Source organism: Subtercola sp. RTI3 (assembly GCF_035018625.1).
In the GTDB taxonomy this organism is placed as follows: domain Bacteria; phylum Actinomycetota; class Actinomycetes; order Actinomycetales; family Microbacteriaceae; genus Subtercola; species Subtercola vilae.
In genome coordinates this window covers 19,529-30,121 of sequence record NZ_JASJXO010000049.1, presented here as the reverse complement: position 1 = coordinate 30,121, position 10,593 = coordinate 19,529, and the positions used below count along the sequence as shown (strand labels likewise).

The following is a 10,593-nucleotide window of genomic DNA, read 5'->3' as shown; positions in this document are numbered from 1 at the left end:
GGGGGGGGGCGGTCCCCCCCCCCCCCCCCACCTCTCGTTCTGACTTCAGCTATCGCCTAGAAGTTGAACTGGTCGATGTTGGCCTTGTTGAACACGGTCGGGTCACCGAGAAGCACGGTGCCCTTGTCGCCCACGGTGAACGAGCCGAGCTTGCCGGCGGTGAACTTGTCGCCGCTCTTGCCGGTGATGGTGCCATCGATCAGTGCCTTGTCGGCGTACGCCGCGAGGTAGCCGAGGTCGGCCGGGTTCCACAGCGCGAACGAGGTGACGGTGCCGTCAGCGATGTAGGCGCGCATCTGGTTCGGGGTTCCGAGGCCGGTCAAAGCGACCTTGCCCTTTGACGACGAGGTCGACAGGTAGCGGGCCGCGGCAGCGATTCCGACCGTGGTGGGGGAGATGATGCCCTTCAGATCGGGGTGGCTCTGCAGAAGCGCCGCGGTCTTGTCGAACGAGGTCTGATCGTCGTCGTCGCCGTAGACGACTTCGTCGAGCTTGATGTTCGGGTGGTCTTTGGCCAGGTCGGCCTTCATCAGGTCGATCCATGCATTCTGGTTCGTCGCGTTCGCCGATGCCGACAGAATCGCAATCTCACCGGTGTCACCGATCTGCGAGGCGATCTGGTCAACCTGCGACTTCGCGATGCCTTCGGGGCTGGCCTGGTTGATGAAGATGTCGCGGTAGCTCGGGTCGGTGTCTGAGTCGAACGTGACGACCTTGATTCCGGCCGCACGCGCCTCGTTCAGTGAATCGCCGATGGCCTTGGGGTCGTTCGCCGAGATGACGATTCCACCGACCTGCTGTTGTGTGAGCGTGTTGATGAAGCTGACCTGCGCGTCGGGGCTTGCCGTGGCGGGCCCGACTTCGGAGTACTTTCCGCCGAACTCGGTGATCGCCGCGGCGCCGCCCTTGTCTGAGGCGTCGAAGTACGCATTGCCGAGGTTCTTGGGAACGAATGTGATGGCGTAGTTTCCCGATCCACCCGTCGCCGCACCGCTCGCGGCGGGGGTGGAGCTGGTGGTGGCGCAGCCGGCGGCGACGAGGGCGACCGAAACCGCCATGGCGCCGATGGCGCCAGCACGAATGGCGCGCCGGGTGGGCCGCGTGTTATGAAACAACATCGTTGTTCTTCCTTTCATTGTGCCGGTTGTGATCTACCGGCAGAGGTGTGAGCGTGTCAGCCTGCGGTAGCTGAGACGGCAGTTTTCTTGGTTCCTCCGCGGCGCTGACGGCGCTTGCGCGCCCAGGCCAAGAAGCTTGTGCTCACGACCGAGAGCACGAGGAGCGCGCCGGTGATGATGTTGATGACGTCGCTTGAGACGTTGGCGAGGCGCAGCGCGCTGCCGAGCACTCCGATGAGCAGAACACCGGCGATGACCCCGTGAAGGGCTCCTCGCCCACCGAAGATCGAGACTCCGCCGAGCAGCACTGCGGCGATCACCGACAGTTCGAGCCCCGTCGCATTGTCGCCGCGGGCACTGCCGAAGCGCAGCGTGTAGTAGATACCAGCGAATGCCGAAACGACTCCGGTGAGCATGAAGAGGATGAATTTGGTGCGCTCGACGTGCACCCCGGAGAACGCGGCCGCCTCTGAGCTCAGGCCGATGGCGAAGATACCGCGGCCGAACGAAGTGAAATGCAGCAGAACCGCGAAGACGACCGCGAGGATGATGAACGGGACGATGACAACGGGGATGCCGGTCGCCGCGAACTTCGCTTTCGCGATGTCTGTCCAGAACTTCGGAAAGTCGGTGACGGCCGTTGTGCCGAGCAGGCCGACCGCCAGCCCGCGGTAGAGCGCCAGCGTGCCGATGGTGACGGCCAGTGAAGGCAGCCCCACCACGGTGATCAGAAAACCGTTGAGCGCGCCGCCGATGACACCGACGACCAGGGCGACGACGAAGGCCACCTCGATGGGCCAGCCCGCCTGTGTCAGCGTTCCGACGGTCACGCTTGACAGGCCCATCATGCTTGCCACCGACAGGTCGATCTCACCGGTGATGATGACGAGGGTCATCGGCAGCGCGATCAGCAGAATGGGCGTGGTGTCGAGCAGAAGGTAGCTGAAGGTGATGGGGGAGGCGAAGTTCTTCACACTGACAGAGGCCACGATGATGACGATTGCAAGAAGCGCGATGACCGCCATTTCGCGGGTGACGAAGATGCGTCGAAACAGCGAACTGCCGTAGTTGCGGTAGCTGCGGCCGGGTGCCTGCCCGGCGGGAGCGGCGGGCGAGGTGAGGGTGGTGGTGTCAGACATGCGAGGCGTCCCTCTCCTTGATCAGTCGGCGCGATTGTCGAAGCGCGAGCACTCGGTCGAGCACGATGGCCCCGATGATGAGAATTCCCACCACCGCCTGCTGCCAGAAGTCCGGTACCCCGAGAATGGGAAGCGCACGGTTGATCGTGAGAAGCAGAATCGCGCCGATGGCCGCGCCCCACACGGTTCCACTCCCGCCGACGATGGCGACACCACCGATGACGGCCGCGCCCACTGCGTCGAGTTCGAAACCCGTACCCGCCTGAGAGTCGACGGTTCCGTACCGAGCGGCATACAGTACGCCCGCGAGCCCGGCGAGAGCACCCGAGAAGACGAAGGCGAAGATGATGCGGCGGGTGACCTTCAGGCCGTACAGGTTGGCCGCTGACGGGTCTGAACCGATCGCGTAGAGCTCACGGCCACCGCGGATGTTCTTCATGAACCACCCCGCGGCGATGAGCACCACGAGAGCAATGATGGCGAGAAACGGGATGCTCAGAAACTGGCCGGTGCCGAGCGCGAGAAACTCTTTGGGCAAATCGGAGGCGTTGATGCGCCCACTGCCGGCCCACACCACATTGATGCCGCGGTATGCGTACAGCGTTCCGAGGGTGATCACCAGCGCGGGCACCCGGGCGAATGCCACCAGCACACCGTTCACGAGCCCGAGAACGCCGCCGAAGATGAGCCCGATCAGGAACACCGCAATGATGGGCATGCCGGGAAAGCTGACGAAGACCTTTCCGGTGAGAAAAGCGCTCAACCCGAGAACAGAACCCACCGAGAGGTCGACGCTGCGGGTGATGATGACCACGGCTTGGCCGATAGCGACGAGTACCAGAATCGACGGGGTGAGCAGCAGGTCGCGCCAGCCATCGCCACTGAAGAGAAAGGTGGGGTTCTTGATGGTGGTCACGAGAATGACGATGAGCAGAGCGAGCAGGATGCCCGTCTCGCGTGCCCGCACGAACCGACCGAGCGTCTCTGTCACGGCGTTTGTGCCTCTCGGCCGGCCCGGCAGCGGGGCGGGGGCGGTTGCCCGCGTGGAGGTGGTCATGCGGCGTGCTCCTGGGAGTGGGTTGCGGCGAACATGACCGATTCGGCCGTCGCTTCGGTTCGTGAGATCTCTGCGGTGAGACGGCCTTCGCGCATGACGAGCACGCGGTCTGCCATGCCGAGCACCTCGGGTAGTTCTGACGAGATCATGAGGATGGCCATTCCCTCACCGGCAAGCTGTGACAGCAGGCGGTGCACCTCAGCCTTGGTGCCCACATCGATACCGCGGGTCGGCTCATCGATGATGAGCAGCCTGGGGTTGGTGGCCAGCCACTTGGCCAGAACCACCTTCTGTTGGTTGCCGCCGCTCAGCGTGCCCACTTCGGCATCGAGAGCATTTGTTTTGACTTCAAGTCGGCTCGACCAGATGGCGGCGGCCTTGTTCTCGACGTGCGAGTCGATGAGTCCGAGTTTCGACAGCGAGCGACGGATGGCCATGGTGGCGTTGCGCGCCACTGATGACTCGAGCACGAGGCCCTGTTTGCGACGGTCTTCGGGTACGAGGGCCAATCCCAGACGCATCGCCTGTGACGGGCTGTTCTTGGGCACCGCGGTGCCGCTCATGATCACGCGGCCGGCTGCGTAGGGGTCGACCCCGAAGACGGCGCGCACCACCTCGCTGCGGCCGGCACCCACGAGTCCCGCGAGCCCGACGATCTCGCCGCTTCGAACCGTGAACGAGATATCGGTGAAGACGCCGGGTTGTGTCAGCCCCTCGACCGAGAGCACCACGTCGCCGATGGCAGCTTCTTGTTTGGGGAAGAGTTCTGTCACATCACGGCCGACCATTCGGCGCACGATCTCGTCGACGGTGACCTCTGAGATCGGGTCAGTGGAGATGTACTGGCCGTCGCGCATGACCGTGATGGTGTCGCAGAGCGAGAACACCTCATCGAACCGGTGGGAGATGAACACCAGCGCCCGGCCTTCGTCTCTGAGGCTGCGAGCCACGGCGAACAGGCGGTCGACTTCGACACCGCTCAGGGCGGCGGTCGGTTCGTCCATGATGAGCACCCGCGCGTCGAGCGAAATCGCCTTGGCGATCTCGATGATCTGCTGGTCGGCAATCGAGAGGCCCTCTGCGGGCCGATCGGGATCGATGCGAACGGCGAGACGCTCGAACAGGCGCAGGGCCTCGGCTTTCATCGCCTTGCGGTCGATGCGCCCGAACCGGTTGGTGGGCTGGCGACCCATGAAGATGTTCTCGGTGACAGACAGGTCAGGAAACAGTGTCGGCTCTTGATAGATGACCGCGATGCCAGCGGCCTTCGACTCGGCCGTCGAGCTGAAGTCGACCGATTCGCCGCGCAACAGAAAGTCCCCTGCGTCACGGTGGTACAGGCCGGCGACGATCTTCACCAGGGTGGACTTGCCGGCACCATTCTCGCCGACCAGCGCGTGAATCGAATTCAGGTCGACTCTCAGGTTGGCTGAGGTGAGCGCAACGACGGCGCCGAACGCTTTGGAGACTCCGCGGAGTTCGAGCGCAGCTGGAACGGAGCTGTCTGGGGTGATCGCCATGGGCGTCTGTTTCCTCTTCATTGAGAATGGGTCGAATTGTCTGAAACGATTCACTCTTGGGCGTTCGAAGGCTAGCTGGCTGGTCATAGGCATGTCAACACAGATCAGGTCACAATTACGACGTTGCGCGCCCTCCGTGGTCGACGCAAACGGACTGTGACCCTTGTGGGGGCCATTGAATCTGCTGTAGGTTGACCCGGTATTGCATATGAATCGATTCAGGATTGACGTCTGAAATGCAATCAACGCACTGAATGGTGCGTCTTCACCTCAGCGCCGAGCCAGGGAGACGATGTCGTCTTGTTCCTTTTTTCGCAGTACTTTCGCTCGCTCACCCACCGTCGAACCGGTGGCGAAGCTTCGGCAATCCGCACCGTGGTGAAGCAATGGATCGCTGTCGCCGTGGCCTTCGTGCTGCTGCTCGGCAGTCTCGCGTCGGGGGGCCTCACGGCCGCAGCATCGACCGAGACCCCCTCAAGCGTGGGAGCCGCACGGGCAGCTTCGGCCCTCGAAATAAACGCGCTGACGACCGGGGAGCTCCGCACGAATGGGCTGACAGACCCGCTCGGCACCAGCACAGAGGCTCCCACGTTCAGCTGGAAAGACAGCTCGACCGGCCGGGCGGTATCGCAGATCGCCTACGAGGTGCGGGTGGCATCGAGCGAATCGGCATTGCCGAGCGCTGACGTCTGGGCGAGCGGCAAGGTGGTCGCTGCCGACCAACTGAACGTCACCTATGCCGGGGCTCCCCTCGCTGCAGAGACGCGGTACTTCTGGCAGGTTCGGGCGTGGGGCAGCGACCAGAGCGCGTCTGACTGGAGTGCGCCGGCCTGGTTCGAGACGGCCCTGGCCGGTTCGGATGCGTGGAAGGGCGAATGGGTGGGCGGCCCAGACCCAGCGGTGCAATTGCAGCAGTGGAGCGACTACACCGTCACCGTGAACTTCACGATGGACAACCTCGTGATGGGGCTCTATGCCCGCGAGAAAGACAGCAACAATTCGTACATGTGGCAGCTGAGCGTTGCCGACGGCACCCCCCGACTGCGCCCCCACGTCAAGATCAACGGTGGTTTCCAGCTGCTGGAGAACAAAGACATCTCGGCCTTCATCTCGGCCGATCAGCTTCGCACCGGCAGCCATTCGTTCGCTGTCACCTTCGCGGGCAACGTGATCACCAGCAGTCTCGATGGTGTTGTGATCGACTCTCGCACCGATAACTCGCTCAGCCAGGGGTATGTGGGATTTCGGCAGAGCGTGGCGCAGGAGGGCAAAGAGAATTCCACCATTCACTCGGTGAAAGTCGTCTCTCCTACCGCCGGCGTGCTGCTCGACACCGATTTCAGCGACGGCCAGAACCCGTTCTCGGGTGGCACCGTGACGAATGACGGACTGCAACTCATCGCTCCTGTCGAGCCGCTCTACCTCACCGAACAGTCGAAGCCGCTGCTGAGAAAGAGCTTCACCGTCGACAAGACGGTCACCAACGCGCGACTCTACGCAGCCGCCCGCGGTGTGTACGAACTGAGCCTCAATGGCCAGAAAGTCGGCGACCAACAGCTCGCCCCCGGCTGGACCGACTACGCCAAACGCATCGACTATCAGACCTATGACGTGACCTCTCTGGTGGCCAGCGGCAGCAATGCCATCGGCGCTGAGCTGGGCGACGGCTGGTACGCCGGCAACATCGCCAGTTTCGGCCCCGGGCACTGGGGAACCGCACCGTCTCTGATCGCAGAACTGCGCATCGACTATTCCGACGGCACCAGCACCTGGGTGAATTCTGACGCGAGTTGGAAGACCGCGGCGGGCCCGTTCGTGCAGGCCGACCTCATCGAGGGTGAGACCTTCGACGCACGCAAGGTGCCCACAGGGTGGAAAGACGCGTCGTATTCCGACGCCTCGTGGGCACCCGTAGGTGTGGCCGACGCGGCTGCGACGGCCCTGCTCGAACCGCAGTCCGACCAGCCCGTTCGGGTGACCGAGAAGCGCACTCCGATCAGTGTCTCTGAGTCGGCGCCGAACACCTGGATCTACGACATGGGCCAGAACATGGTGGGCGTCGCCGCGGTGCAGCTCACGGGCACCGCGAACAGAACGGCGACCATCCGGTATGGCGAAATGCTGAACCCCGACAAGACGCTGTACACCGCGAACCTGCGAAGTGCGAAGGCGACCGACTACTACACCTTCAAGACCACGGGTACGGCTGACTACACACCGACGTTCACGTTTCACGGGTTTCGTTACCTCGAGGTCACCGGAGTGACGGCGCCGCCGACGGTGAATCAGGTCACGGGCCTGGTCTGGGGCACCGATCTGCCCACCACCGGCACCTTGACCACGTCGGATGCCATGCTGAACCAGCTGCAGAGCAACATCACCTGGGGCCAGCGCGGCAACTTCCTGTCGATTCCGACCGACACGCCGGCGCGCGATGAGCGACTCGGCTGGACGGGCGACATCAGCGTCTTCTCACCCACCGCCAGCTACAACCAAGACACTCTCGCCTTCTTGAGCAAATGGCTGGTCGACCTCAGCGATTCGCAGGGCGCCGACGGCAACCTTCCCGGCGTCTCGCCCGCACCGCCCGGTTCGGGCTGCTGCGGCGGCGGAACGGGCTGGTCTGATGCGGGCGTGACAGTGCCGTTCGCGCTCTACAACGCCTACGGCGACACCGCGGTGATTCGCGACAACTACGCCATGATGACGAAGTTCATGAACTACGTCGAAACCTCGACCGGTTCGAGCCTCATCCGCAACAGCGGCGGGTACGCCGACTGGTTGAACCTCGATGACCCGACTGATTCGGGCCTTCTCGGCACGGCGTACTACTCGTACATCTCGGGTCTGATGAGCCAGATGGCGGCCGCCATCGGCAAGACCGACGACGCAGCGCACTACGCCGACCTGGCCACCAGGGTGAAGGCGGCGTTCGGTGCCAAGTACCTGGCCGATGACGGCACGGTCGCGGGCAACAGCGAGACCGGGTATGCGATGGCCATCGGCATGAACCTCGTTCCTGCCGACAGGCTCGCACTGGTCGGCGACAAGTACGTTGCCAAACTGGCCAGCCGCGACAACCATCTCTCCACCGGATTCCTCGGTACCCCCTGGCTGCTGCCGGCCCTGACCGCGACAGGCCACCAAGACCTGGCGTATCAACTGTTGAACACGAAGAGCTACCCCTCGTGGGGCTACGAGGTCGCCTCGGGCGCAACCACGATGTGGGAGCGCTGGGATTCGTTGCGGCCCGACGGCTCATTCGGCGACGTCTCTATGAACTCGTTCAATCACTACGCGTACGGCGCCGTCGGCGACTGGATGTACGCGAACATCGGTGGCATCGCGGCGACCAGTGCCGGCTACAAGACGTTCACGGTTGCTCCGACGCCCGGAGGCGGGCTGACAAGCGGCAAAGGAACCTTCGACTCGGTCTACGGCAGCATCGTCTCTGACTGGAAGACGACGGCAACGGGCCTCGACCTGGGCGTCACCGTTCCCGTGAGCACGACCGCCACAGTGAAGATCGCCGCCACGAATCACTGGGAGGTCACCGAGGGCGGTAAGCCCCTCGACCAGATCGCCGGTGTGAGCGTGGTGTCTGACACCAACGGTGTGACGGTACTGACGGTCGGTTCTGGTACCTACAACTTCAACTCCGACCCGGCGAACAGCGGCCTCTCGGTGTCGTTGGTGGCCCCCGGAGAAGCGACGGCGCTGCCGGGTGACACGGTTCACGGCTCGCTGCACGTGGTGAACACCGCGGCGAACCCGGCAACGGGCTTCTCTGCTGTGCTCAGCCTGGGTGCGGGTCTCACGGCGAATCCACCCGCGGTCAGCGCCACCAGCGTGGCGCCCGGTGCGAGCGTCGACCTGCCCTTCTCGGTTGCACTGCCTGCCTCGAGTGCGGCGGGCGATGTCACGGTCACGGCAGCCGTCACCGCGACGGTGGGCGGTGAGGTTCGCCACTTCACGCTGGTCTCGAAGCTGGTGTCGGTCGTTGCGGCGATAGCCATCGCTCCGATCACTGCCGTTCTGTCAGACCCTGACTCGCCCGAAACGGCGACGATCACGGCGACGCTCACGAACTCGGCGCACGTTGCGATCAGCGGAACACTGGTTGTCGACCCGCCGAAAGGCTGGCCCACTGCCCTGCCTTCCCGGCTCGTCACTGTGGCGCCGGGTGCCTCGACTCAGGCCAGCGTGGTCGTCTCTGTACCGCTGTCTCTGAACGCAGGAGCGCAGACTCTCACGGCACGGTTCGTGGCAGGGAGTGCCACGCTTGCTTCAGCGACCTCAGCGGTCACCGTTCTGCTGGCTACTCCGCCGGCCGGTGCGCTCGACCACATCGATCTCGGCGAAGCAACGTCTGAGGCTGCCCACAACACGACTTCGACCGGCGATGGCGGTACAACCGTCGAGGCCGGCCTCACGAGGCGCTACTCGGGCCTCACGAAGGTTGGCGCCGCGTTCTCATTCGACATGCAGGTCACGCCGAATCAGCCGTTCCTCCTCCGGGCCATTGAGACCTACGACATGGCCCAGATCAAGAGCTACGACATTCTGGTCAATGGCCAGCAGGTCGCCCAGCGGCTCAACCCGCGCACCGATTCTGGCCCCGGTCTGGTGACCTACCAGGCACTGATTCCGGATGACGGCACGCTCACCTCGACCGGAAAGGTGACCATCACGTTTCGATTCAACGGGCTTGGCGACCATGACCCGTCGATAGCCGATGTCTGGACCCTGCCGGTGCCGAAAGACACCGTCGCCCCCTCGCTCGTGCTCGACGTATCGCATGCTGGCGCCAACGGCTGGTACACCGCTGGCGCAGCGGCCACTCTGCAGGCCGACGACGCCCGAAGTGGAGTAGCCACCGTCGAATATCAGCTCGACGACGGAGCCTGGCAGCCGTACGCCGCACCAGTGGCGCTGAACGAAGGTTCGACCTTGTTGCGCTACCGGGCCACTGACAGGGCCGGCAACGTCAGTGCCGCTCTGTCAGAAGTGGTGCGGGTCGATGCCACCGCGCCCACTGTGTGGGGCTGGCTCAGCACGGCGGGCCGTGTGGTCGCCTTCACGCAAGACGGCGGTTCTGGCGCCGATCATCTTCAGTATTCCGACGGTGGTGTGTCGTGGGTCGACTCGCTGACAGCGCTGCTCGGCAGCACATCATCGCCGTCAACGCTCTCGGTGCGCGCCATCGACATGGCCGGCAACACCAGTGCGGCCCTTGCCCTCACGCCGCGTGACGCCGCACCCACGCTGATCATCGCTCCCGGTCAGACGGCGATTGCCGAGGCCAGTGGCTTTGCGGCGGCGGCGACGGTTCGTGTCGAGCTGCACTCTGACATTGTGGTGCTCGGTACGGCCACGGCGGATGCGATGGGTGCGGTGTCGGTCAGCGGGGCTGTTCCCGCAGACTTCGCCGCCGGTGCCCACGAGCTGGTGTTCGTAGTCGAAACGCTCGCTCCTGACCCCGGCACGGGTAACGGCGCGACGCCCGGCACGGGGCCTGCCCCTGGCTCGGGTGCATCGGGAACAGCAGCAGGGTCATCGCTGACCGTACCCGCGCAGGTGCTCGCCGCCACCGGCGCAACACCGCTGCTGTGGGCCACCTCAGCAGGGCTGCTTCTGCTGGCCGGCCTCGTATTGCTCGTCGTGCGACGTCATCGACGTCGCCGTGGGCATGACGGCCGCGGGCATGACGACGGGGCAGACACCGTCTCGCCTCCGCTCAGCTGACTCTCCGTATCTCT

General features: G+C 64.2%; 5 protein-coding genes. 1 reads left to right on the top strand and 4 read right to left on the bottom strand.

The features are described 5' to 3' along the window. Positions 1 to 56: 56 nt before the first annotated feature. The 4 genes from rhaS to QN358_RS15125 are packed head-to-tail and all read right to left on the bottom strand — an operon-like array spanning position 57 to position 4,834. Positions 57 to 1,118 carry a rhamnose ABC transporter substrate-binding protein gene (rhaS, locus tag QN358_RS15140; protein WP_323512856.1) on the bottom strand — a complete coding sequence of 354 codons (1,062 nt, stop codon included), beginning with the start codon at positions 1,116 to 1,118 and terminating at the stop codon, positions 57 to 59. Positions 1,119 to 1,174: 56 nt separating this feature from the next. After that, positions 1,175 to 2,257: an ABC transporter permease gene (locus tag QN358_RS15135; protein WP_136642095.1), complete on the bottom strand. Its 1,083-nt coding sequence runs from the start codon at positions 2,255 to 2,257 to the stop codon at positions 1,175 to 1,177. Continuing rightward, entirely contained in the window at positions 2,250 to 3,314 is a 1,065-nt protein-coding gene (locus tag QN358_RS15130; protein WP_136642094.1) for an ABC transporter permease, read from the bottom strand. The genes QN358_RS15135 and QN358_RS15130 overlap by 8 nt, the downstream gene beginning before the upstream one ends. Continuing rightward, a complete protein-coding gene (locus QN358_RS15125) occupies positions 3,311 to 4,834 on the bottom strand; it encodes a sugar ABC transporter ATP-binding protein (RefSeq protein ID WP_323512855.1) in 1,524 nt (507 codons plus the stop codon). The genes QN358_RS15130 and QN358_RS15125 overlap by 4 nt, the downstream gene beginning before the upstream one ends. A 300-nt stretch (positions 4,835 to 5,134) precedes the next feature. On the opposite strand from QN358_RS15125, the gene QN358_RS15120 reads away from it, so the two are divergent. Continuing rightward, entirely contained in the window at positions 5,135 to 10,579 is a 5,445-nt protein-coding gene (locus QN358_RS15120) for a family 78 glycoside hydrolase catalytic domain (protein ID WP_323512854.1), read from the top strand. The last annotated feature ends 14 nt before the right edge of the window (positions 10,580 to 10,593 follow it).